The organism is Lientehia hominis (assembly GCF_021044755.1).
GTDB classification, from domain to species: domain Bacteria; phylum Bacillota; class Clostridia; order Lachnospirales; family Lachnospiraceae; genus Lientehia; species Lientehia hominis.
This window is the reverse complement of record NZ_JAJNOR010000003.1, coordinates 155809-173216: the sequence shown is the minus strand read 5'-3', so window position 1 is coordinate 173216 and position 17408 is coordinate 155809. Positions and strand designations below refer to the sequence as shown.

The 17408-nt window shown below is 39.1% G+C and carries 16 protein-coding genes; all 16 read left to right on the top strand.

Annotated elements, in window-relative coordinates; genetic code table 11:
* The first annotated feature begins 379 nt into the window (after positions 1 to 379).
* The 16 genes from LQE92_RS06565 (at position 380) to LQE92_RS06490 (ending at position 17388) form a co-directional block, all read left to right on the top strand.
* Entirely contained in the window at positions 380 to 1108 is a 729-nt protein-coding gene (locus tag LQE92_RS06565; RefSeq protein ID WP_231062193.1) for a CpsB/CapC family capsule biosynthesis tyrosine phosphatase, read from the top strand.
* A 12-nt stretch (positions 1109 to 1120) separates the two neighbouring features.
* Positions 1121 to 1867, top strand: coding sequence for a YveK family protein (locus LQE92_RS06560; protein WP_231062192.1), 747 nt, complete (start codon positions 1121 to 1123; stop codon positions 1865 to 1867).
* A gap of 5 nt (positions 1868 to 1872) precedes the next feature.
* The gene (locus LQE92_RS06555; protein WP_231062191.1) at positions 1873 to 2592 is read left to right on the top strand and encodes a CpsD/CapB family tyrosine-protein kinase; all 720 of its coding nucleotides are present in this window, start codon (positions 1873 to 1875) and stop codon (positions 2590 to 2592) included.
* Between the two features lie 17 nt (positions 2593 to 2609).
* Positions 2610 to 3293 (top strand): VOC family protein, encoded by a 684-nt coding sequence (locus LQE92_RS06550; protein WP_231062190.1) that lies wholly within the window; start codon positions 2610 to 2612, stop codon positions 3291 to 3293.
* Positions 3294 to 3434: 141 nt separating this feature from the next.
* Positions 3435 to 4886 carry a sugar transferase gene (locus LQE92_RS06545; protein ID WP_231062189.1) on the top strand — a complete coding sequence of 484 codons (1452 nt, stop codon included), beginning with the start codon at positions 3435 to 3437 and terminating at the stop codon, positions 4884 to 4886.
* Positions 4887 to 4965: 79 nt separating this feature from the next.
* Positions 4966 to 6120 carry a glycosyltransferase family 4 protein gene (locus LQE92_RS06540; protein ID WP_231062188.1) on the top strand — a complete coding sequence of 385 codons (1155 nt, stop codon included), beginning with the start codon at positions 4966 to 4968 and terminating at the stop codon, positions 6118 to 6120.
* A 255-nt stretch (positions 6121 to 6375) separates the two neighbouring features.
* Positions 6376 to 7593 carry a glycosyltransferase gene (locus LQE92_RS06535; RefSeq protein WP_231062187.1) on the top strand — a complete coding sequence of 406 codons (1218 nt, stop codon included), beginning with the start codon at positions 6376 to 6378 and terminating at the stop codon, positions 7591 to 7593.
* Complete coding sequence (locus tag LQE92_RS06530; protein ID WP_231062186.1) at positions 7590 to 8660, top strand: radical SAM protein; 1071 nt, start codon at positions 7590 to 7592, stop codon at positions 8658 to 8660. Before LQE92_RS06535 ends, LQE92_RS06530 begins: the two co-directional genes overlap by 4 nt.
* A gap of 99 nt (positions 8661 to 8759) precedes the next feature.
* Entirely contained in the window at positions 8760 to 9335 is a 576-nt protein-coding gene (locus LQE92_RS06525) for an acyltransferase (RefSeq protein WP_231062185.1), read from the top strand.
* Complete coding sequence (gene rfbF / locus LQE92_RS06520; protein ID WP_231062184.1) at positions 9332 to 10108, top strand: glucose-1-phosphate cytidylyltransferase; 777 nt, start codon at positions 9332 to 9334, stop codon at positions 10106 to 10108. Before LQE92_RS06525 ends, rfbF begins: the two co-directional genes overlap by 4 nt.
* Positions 10109 to 10137: 29 nt before the next feature.
* Positions 10138 to 11238 carry a CDP-glucose 4,6-dehydratase gene (gene rfbG, locus LQE92_RS06515; protein ID WP_231062238.1) on the top strand — a complete coding sequence of 367 codons (1101 nt, stop codon included), beginning with the start codon at positions 10138 to 10140 and terminating at the stop codon, positions 11236 to 11238.
* 1 nt (position 11239) lies between these two features.
* Positions 11240 to 12583, top strand: a complete 1344-nt coding sequence (rfbH, locus tag LQE92_RS06510) for a lipopolysaccharide biosynthesis protein RfbH (protein WP_231062183.1) — start codon at positions 11240 to 11242, stop codon at positions 12581 to 12583.
* 57 nt (positions 12584 to 12640) lie between these two features.
* Positions 12641 to 14365: a thiamine pyrophosphate-binding protein gene (locus LQE92_RS06505; protein ID WP_231062182.1), complete on the top strand. Its 1725-nt coding sequence runs from the start codon at positions 12641 to 12643 to the stop codon at positions 14363 to 14365.
* Positions 14366 to 14409: 44 nt separating this feature from the next.
* The gene (locus LQE92_RS06500; RefSeq protein ID WP_231062181.1) at positions 14410 to 15324 is read left to right on the top strand and encodes an NAD-dependent epimerase/dehydratase family protein; all 915 of its coding nucleotides are present in this window, start codon (positions 14410 to 14412) and stop codon (positions 15322 to 15324) included.
* The gene (locus LQE92_RS06495; protein ID WP_231062180.1) at positions 15300 to 16343 is read left to right on the top strand and encodes a glycosyltransferase family protein; all 1044 of its coding nucleotides are present in this window, start codon (positions 15300 to 15302) and stop codon (positions 16341 to 16343) included. Before LQE92_RS06500 ends, LQE92_RS06495 begins: the two co-directional genes overlap by 25 nt.
* Complete coding sequence (locus tag LQE92_RS06490) at positions 16321 to 17388, top strand: glycosyltransferase family 4 protein (protein WP_231062179.1); 1068 nt, start codon at positions 16321 to 16323, stop codon at positions 17386 to 17388. The genes LQE92_RS06495 and LQE92_RS06490 overlap by 23 nt, the downstream gene beginning before the upstream one ends.
* Positions 17389 to 17408: the final 20 nt, after the last annotated feature.

Genomic DNA, 17408 nt, shown 5'->3' with positions numbered 1-17408 from the left:
TAAAACTTCAATAGGATAAATTATGAAAAATATGTGAAGTAGAGACTGAAAAAAATGTAACGTTATTAAAACAGAAAAATATACGGGGGGGGGGTATTTGAGCGTATAAAAAGCGTATTTATCTATTCTTGCGAATTATAATATGATTCTGTTAAAATTATCTTATATATTTGAACGGAAAAATGAAAAATCATTTGTATTATAATAAAATAAAGAAAATAGTGATTTCACAGACCAAATAAAACCGACCGGATATTGGCAGTTGACAAACACATGTGGGGAAGGGTATTATGAGGGGGATAATAAATTTTGTCGATTTCAGAAATGCTTTAACTTAAATGGAGTGAGAATAGATAAGATGGAAGTCGGTCGGTAAACCATGAATAATTTTATAGATATCCATAATCACACTTTACCTGGTTTGGATGATGGTGCGAGATCTGTGGACCAGGCTCTTTCTATGCTCAGGATTGCGACTGGCCAAGGCATTACGGAGATTATAGTAACGCCTCATTACAGACCGGACAGGTATAGGGAAAAACGGAAAGAATATCAGAAAGCCTTCCAGGCCCTCTGCCTGGCAGCGTCAAAAGCTTTACCGGGATTGAAGATGTATGAGGGAAACGAAATTTATTTTTTTCAGGACGTGATTGAGGAGCTGGAATCGGGAGCTTGCCGAACCCTGGCAGGTACAGATTATGTCTTGATTGAATTTTCAACGATACAGCATTACGGCTACATAAAAGGTGCGGTGGAACTGCTTACAAATGAGGGCTACCGTCCAATACTTGCTCATGTGGAAAGATATAAGAGCCTGAATAATAATATGGAAAGAATCGCAGAGCTGGTAGACCTTGGAGCCTTGATTCAAGTTAATGCCCATGCGGTAGAGGACGCAGGCCGGCTGTTTAAAACGAGCTTTGTGAAACAGCTGTTAAAAGGGGAGCTGGTCCACTTTATCGCGACCGACGCTCATGACGAGGATAAACGGGCGCCGGTGTTGGACGGCTGTGAAAAAAGACTGAAAAAATGGTGCCGTGAAACATACTTAAGGCAGATTACCGGTGGGAATCAGCGCCTGCTTCTGCAGAACCGATATATAGATTAACAGGAGATAGAAATGGACAGACGAGAACGCATAGATACAGAAGAACGGGAAATTGATTTAAGAGAGTTGTTTTTTGTTCTTTTTCATAAAAAAGGAATTATACTTTTAGTTACATTTGTCTTTATACTCGGAGCGGTGTTGATGACGAAGCTCGTCATTACACCGATTTATGTTTCCAGTGCCAAGGTATATGTGATCAGCAGGCAGAATCAGGACAGTGTGGCTACAAATCAGGATTTATCCGCGGCTACCCAGCTGACGAATGACGCGAAGGTGGTCATCACCTCCAGAGAGGTTATGGAGCAGGTGATCGAAAAACTGAACTTAGATATGACAGCAGAAGTGCTGGCCGGCATCGTATCGGTCAGCAATGATAATAATACGCGTATATTGACGATACGGGTAAGCCATGCGGATCCTTATATGGCGAGGGATATTGCGGATGCTGTGGTGGATATCAGCACTTCGAATGTGGAAGAGAAGATGGGCGTTGAAAAGATGAACATCGTGGACAGCGCCAATATACCGGAATATCCGTCCAAACCAAGCCTCAAGAAAAATGTGGTCATTGCCGGAGCAGCAGGACTGGTGTTTTCGTGCATGGTGATATTGGCAGTGTACCTTTTTAACGATAAGATCCGCAGCGCGGAGGATGTGGAGCGGTATCTTGGCCTGACCAATATCGGAATTATTCCGGTGAGCGATGAAATAGGCGCAGAGAAGAAAAAAGGAAAAGAGAAAAAAAGAAATAAGAGGTGAAATATATGGCGCCAAAAAGTTTAAATTCTGTTGTGGAGTCCAGGAATTTGTTTTTTCAGACGGGGAAGACACATGGGGATTTCCGGACGCAGGAGGCATTCAAGACACTGCGCAGCAACATACAGTTCTGCGGTTCCGAATTCCGGACGATCGTATTTACCAGCTGCATTCCAAATGAGGGGAAGAGCCACGTATCCTATATGACGGCGGCCGCGTTTGCCGAGTTGGGAAAAAAGGTGCTTTTTATAGATGCGGATTTAAGGAAATCTGTTCTCAGAAAAAGGCTTCACCAGACTGCCAGGAAAACGAAGGGTCTCAGCCATTTTCTGTCTGGGCAGGCGGCTCTTTCGGAAATTGTATGTCCCAGTGAAACAATAGATAATATGAGTCTTGTTTTTACCGGACCGTTTCCGCCAAACCCGGCGGAGCTTTTGTCGGGAGAGATGTTCCGGCTTGGCCTTGCGAGACTTGAGGAACAGTTCGACTATATTTTCCTGGACGCGCCGCCGGTGGGCAGCGTGATCGATGCTGCGATTATCGCGAAGGAGTGCGACGGTGTGATTCTGGTCATTGCGGCGAATATGGTCAGTTATCGTATCGCCCAAAGTGTGAAGGCTCAGCTGGATAAAACGGACTGTAAGATACTGGGTACCGTATTAAATAAAGTAGATATGAAAGAGCATGGGTATTATGGCCAGTATTACGGTCAGTACTATGGAGATTGATAAAGGACTGAGTCAGAATGAAAAAGAAATGGCCTGTCATCTTGCTGGCATCTGCGGCGCTTGGACTTTTGGCGGTTTGTGTATGGATTTTTTGGAATGAGGACAGAGAACCGCCGGTGATCACAGTGTCCGGCAGTGAGATCACATATGATGGAAGCGATAGAGATGCCCTTTTGGAGGGGGTCACCGCCAGAGATGATGTAGATGGGACGGCGCAGGTGGCAGTGGAGAGAATTATCGATGAGGGGAATGGCAGGGCAAAAGTTTTGTATGTCGCAAAGGATAGGGCGGGAAATATGGCAAAAGCTTCCAGGGTTGTGAAGCTTGCTGTACGGAAAGATCAGACTGACATACAGGATGAGGTTCCTGAGACGTCTCCGGAGGAGACTGCTGAAGAGTTCAGTTCTTTGGAAGTAAATGCAGAACAAAGCGTGATGCCGTCCTATGAAAACCCTGAGGCTCCGGTTCTGGAATTGACGGCCCATGAGGCAATTATAGGCCAGGAAGAAACCTTTCGTTATATGAGTTACATAAACAGCATAACGGATGACAAGGATGACAGAGATACTTTATATAAGCGTATCCGTGCGGAGGGAGCGCAGGAAGCTTATCCTCCCGGTGAATATGAGATTACATATTTTGTTACTGACACGGATGGCAACCGGTCAAATACAGAGGTTTTGAAACTTATGGTACAGTAGCTGCCGGAAGCAGTTGATGCGAGTGATGAAGCCTGAGAAGATATTCCGGTATCAGGAGGGACACGATGGATAAAAGCATAGTACACTAAACCCTAATTTGAAAGCGGCAGTATGCGGTGAAAGGCAGGGGGGAGATGAGTGATGTATAGAAAAGAATCACAAGGCTGGCTGAAGCATCTGGATTTTATGCTGCTGGACATTTTGTGCCTGCATATGTCTTTTTTACTGGGTTATTTCATACGCCACGGGTTTCATAATCCGTATGGGAATTATATATATCGGAATATGGCGGTGGTGCTGACATTGATTGAGATTGTTGTCATGATTTTCTTTGAGTCTCTGAAAAATGTCTTGAAAAGGGGCTATTACAGAGAGTTTGTGATGACGGTCAGGCATGTATGCCTGGTAATGCTTATCGCCACCTTCTATTTGTTTGCAGCTCAGGAAGGCGAACAATATTCGAGAGCGTCACTGTATCTCATGGGAGGAATCTATTGGGTTCTCAGCTATTTCATGAGACTGGCCTGGAAAAATGTCTTGAAAAAGAAAATGAAGGAAACTGGGAAACGTTCACTCCTCATCGTGACAGTCGGAAAAATGGCGGAAGCGGTTATAGATAATATCCGGGACAACAATTACGAAAAATTTCATCTTGCGGGAGCGGTAATACTTGATCGGGATCTGGAGGGGACGTATATCGCGGGAGTATTTATTGTAGCGAGCCGCGATAACGTGGTGGACTATGTCTGCAGGGAATGGGTAGATGAGATATTCGTCTGTCTTCCGGAAAAGGAGCCGTATCCGACAGAGCTGATAAATCAATTTACGGAAATGGGTACCGTGGTGCATGTTAATCTGACAAAGCCCAGTGAATTAGTGGGTAAAAAGCAGTTTGTAGAGCGCATTGGAAGATATACGGTACTAACGACGAGCCTTAACTATGCAACGCCAGGGCAGCTTTTTATTAAACGTGCGCTTGATATTGCAGGTGGTCTGGCCGGATGTGTGGTCACTGGCATTCTTTTCCTTTTTTTAGCTCCGGTAATTTATGTTCGTTCTCCCGGCCCAATATTTTTTTCCCAGACGAGAGTCGGAAAAAATGGAAAGAAGTTTAAACTGTATAAATTCCGAAGCATGTATGTAGACGCGGAGGAACGGAAAAAGGAGCTGGCGGATCAAAATCGTGTCGAAGGCGGTATGATGTTTAAGGTCCAATGGGATCCGAGAATTATCGGAAGCAGAATCCTGCCGAACGGCAAGTTCAAAAAAGGAATCGGCAATTATATCAGAGACTGGAGTCTGGACGAATTCCCACAGTTTTTCAATGTACTGAAAGGGGATATGAGCCTCGTTGGGACACGCCCTCCGACCGTTGACGAATGGGAGAAATACGAACTTCGCCATCGGGCCAGACTGGCAGCAAAGCCGGGAATGACAGGGATGTGGCAGGTCAGCGGGCGGAGCAATGTCACAGATTTTGAAGAAGTTGTCAAATTGGATACCAAGTACATAAATGAGTGGAGCATGGGACTGGATTTTCGGATATTGCTTAAGACAGTGGCGGTGGTGTTCAAGAAAGAAGGATCCATGTAAAAGAGGCTGGCTTTAAGAGACGCCTTTTGCCTCTGACTTAGGGTGATTAAGTGCTTGTTGAGCTGAAAGGAAGTAGCATATGGCCTGTAAAATAAAAAAATGTTTAAATGGCAGTTTAAATATTGCAATGCTTGGCCATAAAAGTATTCCTTCAAGAGAGGGAGGCATAGAAATAGTCGTTGAAGAACTGGCTGTGCGTATGGTTGGGCAGGGACATACCGTTACATGTTACAATCGGCAGGAGCACCGTGCGAACAGGATAGTATTTGCAGGAAAAGAATTGAAAGAATATAGGGGAATTAGGCTCCGTTCGGTTTTTACCATCAAAAGAAAAGGTTTGGCAGCGATGTCTTCTTCTTTTTTTGCAGCAGTACGAACGGCTTTTGGAAAATATGATATCGTTCATTTCCATGCAGAAGGTCCTTGTGCTATGTTGTGGTTGCCGAAGTTGCTTGGAAAGAGATGTGTAGCAACGATACATGGAATTGATTGGGCCAGAGAGAAGTGGAGAAATAGCTTTGGTTCCAGATACATTCATTTTGGTGAAAAGATTGCCGCAAAATATGCAGATGAGATTATAGTCTTGAGTACCGGAATGCAGGAATATTTTAAAAAAACTTACGGCAGAGAGACACAATTCATATCGAATGGAGTTAACTATCCAGTAATACGAAGGGAAGATTTTATTAAAAAGAAATGGGGACTGGAAAAAGATGAGTTTATTTTGTTTTTAGGCCGACTGGTGCCTGAAAAAGGTCTCCGGTATCTTATAAAAGCATTTAAAGATGTGGAAACAGATAAGAAATTGGTGATTGCAGGTGGGACGTCTGACACGGATGATTTTATGACTGAATTGATAGAGTTGGCTGACAATGACGAAAGAATTATTTTTACAGGATTTGTGCAAGGGCAAGTATTGGACGAACTGTATAGCAATGCTTATATATATACTTTACCGAGTGACCTAGAGGGGATGCCAATGAGCTTACTTGAGGCCATGAGCTATGGAAATTGTTGTATTGTAAGTAGCATAACAGAATGTACAGAAGTTGTTGAGGATAAGGCAGAAGTTTTTAAAAAAGGCAATGTAAAGGACTTAAAAGAAAAAATGCAAATGCTTTGTGACGATGGAGAGCTTGTTAGAAGATATAAAAATGGAGCGTCGGATTTCATATGTAAAAAATACAACTGGAACGAAGTGGTAAAACAGACTATTGAATTGTACAGAAGATAGGTTGTACGTGGGAAGCGAGAACTAAAGTACAGAGAGCTTTTCTGCAATGAAGAAAAGTTACGGATAAGAAAGAGAATTTGTAATTATTCTTGTACATAAGTTTTCCGGATTTAAAGTATTGAAAAATTGGAGATTAGACATTTTTGAATAAGATGCATTTTTAGCAGACGGACAAATTTGATAGGAAAGCAATGAGATAAATAAAGTGGTTACTTTACGCGTGATGTTGTGTTTAATAATGCGAGGACAATTTTAATGAAAATACTGATGGTGAATAAATTCCTATATCCTAATGGAGGCTCTGAAACATACATGCTTAAATTGGGAGAATTTTTAAATATGAAGGGACATGAGGTGCAGTATTTTGGCATGGAGCATAGAAATCGGTGCGTAGGTAATGCTGTCGATGTATATACCTCTGATGTAAACTATCGAGATGGTAGTATATGGAAAAGTTTCATAAATCCGTTTAAAGTAATATATTCTAATGAGGCTAGAAAAAAAATGAGATTAGTATTGGAAAATTTCCAGCCACAGGTTGTTCACCTGAATAATTTTAATTATCAGTTGACGCCGTCTATTTTACTTGAAATAAAAAGATATATAAAACGATCAGGTGAAAATATCAAAGTAATATATACAGCTCATGACTATCAACTTTTATGTCCTAATCATATGTTCTATAATCCCACATTACATTGTACCTGTGAAAAGTGTATAGGTGAACATTACTTTAATTGCGTAAAAGGTAAATGTATACATAAATCGTTTGTGAAAAGTTTAGTTGGAATGGCAGAAGCATTATTCTGGAAATACAAAAATGCATATCGATACATTGATACCATAATTTGTTGTTCTGAATTTATGAAAAAAATGATGGACAGAAATTCGAATTTTAAGACGAAGACATTAGTTATGCACAACTTCATTGAAGTCATACACTCGGCAAACAATGATAAGAATGATTATATTTTATATTTTGGTAGGTTCTCAGAAGAAAAAGGGATTAAAACTCTTGTTAATGTCTGCAGAACATTACCCGATATTCCGTTTGTTTTTGCCGGATCAGGTGATTTGGAAAAGGAAATAGAAGGAGTGGCAAATATAAAAAATGTCGGGTTTAAAACTGGCATAGAGTTAGAACAATTAATTAGTGAAGCGCGATTCAGTGTTTATCCATCAGAGTGGTATGAAAATTGTCCATTTTCAGTTATGGAAAGTCAAGCTTATGGCACTCCCGTTTTGGGAGCAGACATCGGAGGAATACCAGAATTGATTCAAGCTGGAAAAACAGGTGAATTGTTTGAGAGTGGTAGTCAGAAAGATTTAAGATCCAAAGTGCTGAAGTTATGGAATAACAAGGAGTTAATGCAAGAATATGCTCTGAATTGTCACGATATTGTCTTTGATACGATTGGTCAATATGCAGAGAAGTTAATGAATATATATGAAGGAAAAGAGGAAAGGACATGAAAGGAAAACTTAATGGAACGGTCATTGTAACTTACCGATGCAATGCTCGGTGCACAATGTGCAATAGATATAAAAATCCTTCCGAACCAGAAAAAGAGTTGACATTGGAAACCATAAGGAAACTTCCACCCATGTACTTTACAAATATTACTGGCGGAGAACCTTTTATTCGAACTGATTTACCGGACATTGTTCGGGAACTTAGCAAAATCTCAGATCGGATTGTAATTTCCACAAATGGATATTTTACAGAAAGAATTGAAGCACTATGTAAAGAGTTCCCTAATGTTGGAATTCGAATTTCCATAGAAGGATTGGAAAAAACCAATAACGAAATACGGGGCCTGGAGGATGGCTTTAACCGGGGATATACAACTTTAAAACGGTTGGCCGAAATGGGTGTTGAGGATATCGGATTCGGGATGACAGTTCAGGATAAAAATGCGTCTGAATTGGTAGAGCTGTATAAAATATCTGATGAGCTAGGCATGGAATTTGCCACGGCATCTCTTCATAACAGCTTTTATTTTGTTGAGACAAAAAACATTATTCATGACCGGCCGGCAGTTGCCCAGTGTTTTGAAGATTTAATAAATAAAATGCTTAATTCGAACAGTCCCAAAAAATGGTTTCGAGCCTATTTTAATCATGGTCTTATAAATTATATTTACGGACAAAAACGTTTGTTGCCATGCGATATGGCTTTTGATACATTTTTTATTGATCCGTTTGGAGATGTTATGCCTTGCAACGGAACCAGAGAGAATGAAGTAATGGGTAACTTGAATGTGCAGACATGGGAAGAACTTTGGAATAGTGAACGGGCGAAGCAGGTTCGCAAGAAAGTCCGATGCTGTAATAGAGCTTGCTGGATGATTGGATCTGTATCACCGGCAATGCATAAATACATTTGGAAGCCATTGCTCTGGGTATTTCATCATAGATTCTTACGTTTTTATAAGAGAAAGAAATATAGTATGTTTGAAAATAAGATTGTTTCTGATTATAGAGATGGTAAAGTTACAAAAGAAATGTTGGATGCCTCCAGCACATGTGAATGCAAATAATTTCTGTTTTCTACGATGACGAAAATATATTATTTACACAAATAATCTTAGGCATATGTGGGGGAATAATATACTAATTAGAGATAAATGGAGAATATATTGAATTTTAAGTTATTGATAAAGCATATATTTGGAAATATTCGGTGTTATAAAGCAAGAATTCGTTTGCAGGGAAAAGGAATATATATAGGTTCCCGTGTCAATTTTAAGGGTGGATGTAATATTACTTTGTGCTCAGATGTGATTATTCGACCGGAAGCTGACATTTGGGCTAATGGCAATATTTATATTGGAAGCGGAAGCGAAATAGGTCAAAGAGATAGAATATCAATTAAAAATAGTTTAAATATAGGGAAAAATGTGCTCTTGTCTCCAAATGTGTATATTACAGATTGCGACCATAAGTATGAAATGGTTGGAATACCAGTTATGAAACAGGGGATAATTGATAAAAACTATAGTATTTATATTGAAGATGGTGTATTTATAGGAATCAACAGTGTGATAATCGGAAATATTCATATAGGTAAAGGGACAGTTATTGGAGCAAATTCAGTGGTTACAAAAGATATCCCAAGCTATTGTGTCGCTGCTGGCAACCCTGTAAAAATAATTAAACAATATGATAATTTGACCAAGCGATGGATAAAATTTCAAGGAGAATATGACAAATGAAAGTAGTTCTATTAGCAGGCGGGTATGGGACGCGTATATCAGAAGAATCTCAATTTAAGCCGAAACCAATGGTAGAAATCGGAGAGATGCCGATTTTATGGCATATAATGAAAAGATATTCATATTTTGGCTTTTACGAATTTATTATCTGCGCTGGATATAAGCAGCATGTAATAAAAGAATGGTTTGCAGATTATTTTTTACATACTTCAGATGTTACGTTTGATTTTACCAAAGACGATAAAATGATAGTACATAATAAGCATGCGGAACCGTGGAAGGTCACAGTTGTTGATACAGGACTGAATACTATGACTGGAGGACGTTTGAAAAGGGTTAAGCAGTTCATAGGTAACGATACATTTTTCATGACATATGGAGATGGAGTGTCGGACGTTAACATTTCGGATACATTAATATATCATAAAAAACACCAGAGGATGGCTACTATGATGGCAGTCAGGCCGGACTGCCGTTATGGAAATATAGATTTGAATGGTGACCAAGTTTTGTCTTTTCGAGAGAAGAGCCAAGCAGACGCAGGATGGATAAACGGCGGTTTTATGGTATTGGAGCCGGATGTACTTAATTATATAGACGACGATTCGACGATGTTTGAACGAGAACCTATGGAGAAGCTTGCGGCTAATAGGGAACTGATGTGTTACAAACATGGGGGATTTTGGCAGTGTATGGACACTCTGAGGGATAAACAAAAGCTTGATGCACTTTGGTCTGCCGGACAAGCACCATGGAGATGCTGGACTGATTGATAAGAGATTTATTAGTGGGAGATAATGAAATGATTGTACCATGTTTTGACCTGGATTTTTACAGAGACAGAAGGGTTTTTATTACGGGCCATACCGGCTTCAAAGGTTCATGGCTATGTAAAATGCTTATTAATTTAGGTGCACAGATTACGGGCTATTCTTTGGAACCGCCTACAGACCCATCATTGTATGATATTGCTGGAATTAAAGAGGGTATATGTTCCGTCATAGGGGATATTCGAAATTATGATTCATTGAACAAGGCCATTAAGATGGCACAGCCAGAAATAATATTTCATTTAGCGGCACAGCCGATAGTAAAAGACGGTTATATAAATCCGGTGTATACATATGAAACAAATGTTATGGGGACAGTCAATATTCTTGAATGCGCAAGGAATAATAGATGTGTCAAATCCCTTTTAAATGTTACAACGGACAAAGTATATAAAAATAACGAATGGGAGTGGGGGTACCGAGAAAATGATGAATTAGATGGATATGATCCGTATTCCAACTCTAAATCGTGCTCTGAGTTAGTTACTCATTGTTATAACCAGTCTTTTTTTACAGATTCAGATGGTAATATATCCCTTCCTGTTTCGACGGTTCGGGCTGGAAATGTCATAGGCGGCGGTGATTTCGCCAATAATCGGATTATTCCGGATTGTATCAGGGCGGCAATCAGCAGGCGGAACATAATTGTAAGGAACCCATATTCTGTGCGTCCGTATCAACATGTACTAGAACCGTTATTTGTTTATTTACTGATTGCAAAAATGCAATATTTAGACTCCAGATTTGCCGGATATTATAATGTAGGCCCAGATGATTCAGATTGTCTGCAGACAGGACGATTGGTCGAAACTTTTGTCAAGCAATGGGGGGAGAATATGAGCTGGATTGATATGTCCGATGGTGGCCCCCACGAAGCAAATTATTTGAAATTAGATTGTTCAAGATTGAAAACAATATTTGGCTGGAAGCCAAGATGGAGCTTATGCATGGCAGTGAAGATGACTGTCGAGTGGACTAAATGTTGGCTTAATGGTGAAGATGTAAGAACGTGTATGGATCGAGAAATAAATGATTTTTTATACAGAAATGAGATGTTAGGAGGTAGTAAATAAAATGGAAAAATGGAAAAATGAAGAGGAAGCCCGAGAGCAAATTAAAGATATGATAACAGAATATTACCATGATTTCAAAGAAGTAAAAAAAACTTTCAGACCGGGAGACTATATTAGTTACGCATCTCGAGTCTATGATGAAAAGGAGATGCAGAATCTTACGGATGCCACATTAGACTTTTGGCTTACTGCGGGGCGTTTTACACATCAATTTGAGACGGAATTTGCGAAGTGGATTGGTGTAAAATATGCAAATTTAGTAAACAGTGGTTCCTCGGCTAATCTTATAGCATTTATGGCTTTGACGGCTCCGGAACTTGGCCGCAGGCAGATTAAAAGAGGAGATGAAATTATTACTGTCGCCTGCGGCTTTCCTACAACGATAACTCCGATTATTCAATATGGTGCTGTTCCAGTGTTTGTAGATGTAACAATTCCCCAGTATAATGTGGATGCAGACATGCTGGAGAAGGCGCTTAGTCCCAGAACGAAAGCAGTTATGCTTGCACATACTTTAGGGAATCCGTTTAATCTGTCAGCGGTAAAGCTTTTTTGTAATAAGCATGATCTTTGGTTAATAGAGGACAATTGTGATTCCTTAGGAACACAATATACAATTAACGGTGAAACAAAATTAACGGGTACCTTGGGCGACATTGGGACCAGTAGTTTCTATCCTCCACATCATATGACTATGGGGGAGGGCGGATGTATATATACAAATGATTCCACATTAAATCGTTTAATTAAAAGTTTCAGAGATTGGGGCAGAGATTGTGTTTGCCCTTCCGGACAAGATAATTTTTGTGGACATCGCTTTGATCGTCAGTACGGAAATTTGCCACAGGGGTATGATCACAAATATGTATACAGTCATTTCGGTTATAATTTGAAAGCTACAGAAATGCAGGCCGCGGTAGGATGTGGGCAGTTGGAAAAGCTTTCATCCTTCATAGAACGAAGACGATATAATTGGAGTCGTCTGTATACTGCACTTGACAGCATACGTGATAAAGTAATTCTTCCTGAACCGGAACCGGGCAGTAAACCGTCCTGGTTTGGATTTTTAATTACAATCAGACCAGAAACAGGACTAAAACGTAATGAAATCATTCAGTATATTGAAAACCATAATGTGCAGACGAGGCTGCTTTTCAGCGGAAATATTATTAAACATCCTTGCTTCGTAAAAATGGAGGAAGGAAGAGACTATCGTGTGATTGGCGATTTAGAGAATACGGAACTTATTATGAAGAATTCATTTTGGGTCGGAGTGTATCCGGGTATGGGAAATAAAGAAGTGGATTATATGGCTGAAGTTATCATAGGTGCATTAAAAATCTGAAGCAAGAAGACACAAGGCAGGTTGTATTGTATCTGAATTGGGCAGAGGAAGTGCAAAATGAAAGTATCGGATTTTATTGTTGAATATCTGGTTGATAGAGGAATAACGGATGTTTTTGGTTATCCTGGGGGAATGGTCACGCACCTTATGGATTCTTTTGGAAAATATCAAGAAAAGATATTAGCTCATGTGGTATATCACGAACAGGGAGCTGCTTTCTCTGCATGCGGATATGCACAGGCTACTGGAAAAGTATGCGTTGCATATGCTACATCCGGACCAGGGGCCACCAACTTGATTACGGGAATTTGTAATGCATATTTTGATTCAATTCCAGTTTTATTTATAACAGGACAGGTAAACACATTTGAATCTAAAGGAAATCTGGGAGTGCGTCAAAGAGGATTTCAGGAAACAGAAATCGTTTCGATGGTGAAGAATGTCACGAAAATGTCAGCATATATAGAACAGGCTGACAAAATAAAGTATTATCTAGATAAAGCCTTTTATCTTGCGACAAATGGAAGACAGGGACCGGTTCTTTTAGATATACCGATGGATATTTTGAAAAGTGAAATTGATAGAAATGAACTGGCGGGATATGGAAAGAAGAAATATTCGTGTGCAAAAGATGAAACCATGGAACGATTTAAAGAGTGTATTGAAAAGGCTTTGAAAAAGGCAGAAAGACCCTGCTTTTTAATTGGAAATGGAGTTAAGCAAAAAGGACTTCAAAAAAAAGTAAAAAGGATAATTGGAAAATTTGAGGTTCCAGTGGTCAGCAGTATGATTGCATTTGATGTAATTTCATCAGAGGGAGATGTGTCAAGTGACTATTTTTTTGGCTTTATTGGAGCCTATGGTAAACGTAGTGCAAATTTTATTTTAGCAAAGTGTGATTTGGTTCTGACATTAGGGAGCAGGCTTGATGTGAGACAGGTTGGAGCTGATAGAGAGGCTTTTGCTCCGAATGCGGAAATTATACGGATTGATGTAGATTATGGAGAAATGACTAATAAAGTCCATAAAAGTGAAAAGCAATTTCTTCTTGAGCTGACAGATGCAATTTCTGTTTTAGAAGGCATTGACTTAGAGGGCAAAAAGTATAAAGAATGGTTGAAAATATGTAAAAATATTCAGGAGAAAGTAGAAAATCAAATTTATTTTTATCCAAATCTAATTATGGAAAAAATCAGTGCCCTTTTATCCAGTAAGGCAGTTGTGACAACGGATGTCGGACAGAATCAGGTATGGACGGCTCAATCATTTAAAACCTCTGGAGATCAGCTCGTTTTGTTTTCCGGAGGCCATGGTGCCATGGGCTATGCTTTGCCTGCGGCAATAGGCGCATATTATGGAAAAAAGAAACCTGTTGCGTGTATAAGTGGTGACGGTGGTTTTCAAATGAATATTCAGGAAATGGAGTTTATTGCAAGAGAAAAACTTCCTATTAAGATGATTATATTTAATAATTGTGCTTTAGGCATGATACGGCACTTTCAGGAGATGTATTTTCATGATAGATATGTGCAGACAGTGCCAAAGGGAGGGTATGAGAGCCCGGATTTTTGTGCAATAGCTAAAGCCTATGGAATAAAGTGCAGAAAGGTCCTGAGCATGGAAGATTTGCCGAAGAAATTTTGTGATGAGGAACCGGAGCTAATAGAAATAATGATTGAAGAAAATACTTATGTTTTTCCCAAAGTAAAGTTTGGGAATCCGAATCAGGATCAAGAACCACTAATCGACAGGGCATTGTACAAAGAAATTATGGAGCTATAACCCGCTGTTGTGAAATTAGCGAATTCGTAAGATAGGAAATCAGGATGAGAAGAGTAGTTATAACGGGCTGTACCGGAATGATTGGAAATGCAGTATTGCAAGAGTGCCTATACAATCAAGTTGAGGTTTTGGCGATTGTTAGGCCGGATAGCAGGTATATGGAGAGAATACCAAAATCTCCGTTTATTACGATTTGCGAATGTGGTCTAGAAAACTTGGATACGTATGATTTCACAGTATATGGGAGTTACTGGGATGTCTTTTACCATTTTGCTTGGACAAACACTTCCCCATGCTCTCGTAATAATCCAGAAACACAATACGTAAATATAAGATATACTTTAAATGCGGTTAAAGTTTCCAAAATCTTAGGATGTAAGAAATTTGTAGGTGCAGGTTCCCAGGCTGAGTATGGATGTCAGAACGTAAATAGATTGATGCCAGAGACACCAGTAAATCCGTTAACGGCATATGGCGTTTCAAAATATGCTGCAGGAAAATTGGCTGGACTTTGGTGTTCAAAACATGAAATGGACTGCCTGTGGTGCCGAATATTCAGCGTGTATGGAATATATGACAATGAGTCAACCATGATTAGTACTACCATTAATAAAATGTTAAATGGCGAAAGGGCTTTGTTTACTTCGGGTACACAAATGTGGGATTATCTATATAGTGAAGATGCAGGACGCGCATTTTATTTGATTGGTCAAAGGGCTATAGGAAACAAGGTTTATTGTGTTGGAAATGGAGAAGCGAGACCTCTCAGGGATTATATAGAAATCATAAGAAATTTAATAAATCCTGCATTGGAGATAGGCATTGGCGAGATTGCATATGAAGGCGAACCTGTAAGTCTATGCGCGGGCATAGAGAGCCTTAAGGAGGATACAGGCTTTATGCCATCCATATCGTTTGAAGAGGGAATAGACAAATGTTTAAAGAAAATAGGGCGATGAAAGATGAGTGTAGTGATAATTATTTATTGGAAATTGTTTTGCCAACCTATAATAGACCAGAAGCCCTAAAGCATTATTTGCGAATTTATAAAAAGACATTTGAGGGATTTTTGAGTAAAATATTGCTTTCTGTTCATGATAGCAGTTTAAATGATGATACAGAAAAAATTGTTATATCTTTCATGTTAGAAAATCGAAATATAAGATATGTAAAATATCCAACAGATATAAGATTGGATGATAAAGTATTTGAAGCATTACAAGCTGTTAAGGCAGAATACTGTTGGCTTTGTAGCGATGGCTGCATTCCGTCGTACAAAAGTTTTTGCAAAGATATTTATCCTATTTTGAAAAAGAAGAAGTACGATATTCTGTATTTGAGCCAACAAGATCCATATAATACCAATCTTAAAGAATACAGGGATCAGATTCCTTTTTTTAAAGAATGCTTCTGGGGTATGACTGGTTATGGCGGTTCCATTTTAAGACGGCACATATATGGAAATATAACAGAAGGAGAACGGGAGAGAGTAAAGACAAGATATTCGGAGGCGTCGGCATTTTTATATCCATGCTATATATATGATTACATATGCAGCAGAAATTTTTTTGCTGTGCATATTTGTTCAGAATTTTATGATAATAATGTGGAAAAAAAAACATCGAGCTGGATGGTAAGCGGTTCAGCATTATATATTTGGGGAGAAGTGTTGTGTAAAGTTATCGATTTGCTTCCAACCTTATACGATGATGAAAAGTCATTTGTTAAAAAATCTGTGTGGACAAATACAGGGTTATCTTCCTGGCGGAGGTTGCTGGCTATGCGTAGCTATGGATGCTTAAATGCGAAAAGAATTATAAAATATTACAAGAACGGGATTCTGAATCAAATTTCAGATAATCCCTTACGTTTTGCTATGATGCTTTTAATTCCGAAGTCAGTTGCTGGCATTTGTAGGAAGTTGTATCAATCAAGGAAAAGGATGAGTCAGGATAATGAGAGCATTAATGCTTGTTAATTGGAAAGTTCATTACTGTGAAAAAACACCCGTGGAATGGCAACCCCCAGATTATTTTGAATTTGGTAAACCGTATTGGTTTTTTCGATATTTTGAAAAGCAGATAGAAGTTGACGTTATTGATATACATTCATTACCCATTATTGAGCGGTTTGAAAAGAACAAATTAAGGTTTTATGTAATACAAACGCTTCGAATATTACCTGTGCTGAGAAAATACGATGTAATTATTTCTCACGGTATGCAGTCTGCAGTTTTATTAAGTTTTTGGCGGAGATTTTTCAAGACAGATGCCAAACATATTGTCTTTGATATTGGCTCCTTTAGTTCTGCATCAAAATCTGGTGTTTCACTTAAGCTCATGCAGTTTGCGAGCAGATCCATTGATGGAGTCATTTATCATACTAGCAGTCAAATTGAATACTATAAAAGTTTTTTCCCGTGGATAGTATCTAAAGCAAGATTTATCAGATTTGGAGCGGATTTAGAATTTTTCGCCCCCAGGGAGCCCCAACGATATTGTGATAAGAATGCCTATATAATCTGCGTCGGGTATACAAAACGAGACTGGGATACCGTTGTTAATGCGTATTCGAAAATTGATACGAATGTTCAGTTAAAATTAGTCGGCCATGTCGAGGAAAAATATAATGGAATTAAAGGAATTGTTCAAATACCTTATGTGCCAATTACGGAACTGATAGATCAAATATTAAATTCAGAATTTTGTATTTTACCATTGGAATCCTTTAATTATTCATTTGGTCAGATGACACTGATGCAGCAGATGGCATTGGGAAAATGCGTTGTAGCAGCAAAGGTACCGAGTCTTATTGATTATTTATGTGATGGTCAAAACGCAATATTATATGAGCCAAAAAATGAATTAGATTGTGAAAAGAAGATTCGATCAGTACTTGAAAATGAAAAATTGCGGAGACAAATAGAATCAGGAACGAGAGAATATCTGAAAGTTCACTGCAACGAAAAGATTATGGCAAAAGAAGTTGAGAAATTTATATATGATATTTGTGGTCAATCTTAATGAAATATTGGATATAGGGT

Excerpts from the sequence above, each read along its gene's own strand:
- LQE92_RS06565 (WP_231062193.1), top strand. The coding sequence starts at position 380 with ATGAATAATTTTATAGATATCCATAATCACACTTTACCTGGTTTGGAT.
- LQE92_RS06560 (WP_231062192.1), top strand. The coding sequence starts at position 1,121 with ATGGACAGACGAGAACGCATAGATACAGAAGAACGGGAAATTGATTTA.
- LQE92_RS06555 (WP_231062191.1), top strand. The coding sequence starts at position 1,873 with ATGGCGCCAAAAAGTTTAAATTCTGTTGTGGAGTCCAGGAATTTGTTT.
- LQE92_RS06550 (WP_231062190.1), top strand. The coding sequence starts at position 2,610 with ATGAAAAAGAAATGGCCTGTCATCTTGCTGGCATCTGCGGCGCTTGGA.
- LQE92_RS06545 (WP_231062189.1), top strand. The coding sequence starts at position 3,435 with ATGTATAGAAAAGAATCACAAGGCTGGCTGAAGCATCTGGATTTTATG.
- LQE92_RS06540 (WP_231062188.1), top strand. The coding sequence starts at position 4,966 with ATGGCCTGTAAAATAAAAAAATGTTTAAATGGCAGTTTAAATATTGCA.
- LQE92_RS06535 (WP_231062187.1), top strand. The coding sequence starts at position 6,376 with ATGAAAATACTGATGGTGAATAAATTCCTATATCCTAATGGAGGCTCT.
- LQE92_RS06530 (WP_231062186.1), top strand. The coding sequence starts at position 7,590 with ATGAAAGGAAAACTTAATGGAACGGTCATTGTAACTTACCGATGCAAT.
- rfbF (WP_231062184.1), top strand. The coding sequence starts at position 9,332 with ATGAAAGTAGTTCTATTAGCAGGCGGGTATGGGACGCGTATATCAGAA.
- rfbG (WP_231062238.1), top strand. The coding sequence starts at position 10,138 with ATGATTGTACCATGTTTTGACCTGGATTTTTACAGAGACAGAAGGGTT.
- rfbH (WP_231062183.1), top strand. The coding sequence starts at position 11,240 with ATGGAAAAATGGAAAAATGAAGAGGAAGCCCGAGAGCAAATTAAAGAT.
- LQE92_RS06505 (WP_231062182.1), top strand. The coding sequence starts at position 12,641 with ATGAAAGTATCGGATTTTATTGTTGAATATCTGGTTGATAGAGGAATA.
- LQE92_RS06500 (WP_231062181.1), top strand. The coding sequence starts at position 14,410 with ATGAGAAGAGTAGTTATAACGGGCTGTACCGGAATGATTGGAAATGCA.
- LQE92_RS06495 (WP_231062180.1), top strand. The coding sequence starts at position 15,300 with ATGTTTAAAGAAAATAGGGCGATGAAAGATGAGTGTAGTGATAATTAT.
- LQE92_RS06490 (WP_231062179.1), top strand. The coding sequence starts at position 16,321 with ATGAGAGCATTAATGCTTGTTAATTGGAAAGTTCATTACTGTGAAAAA.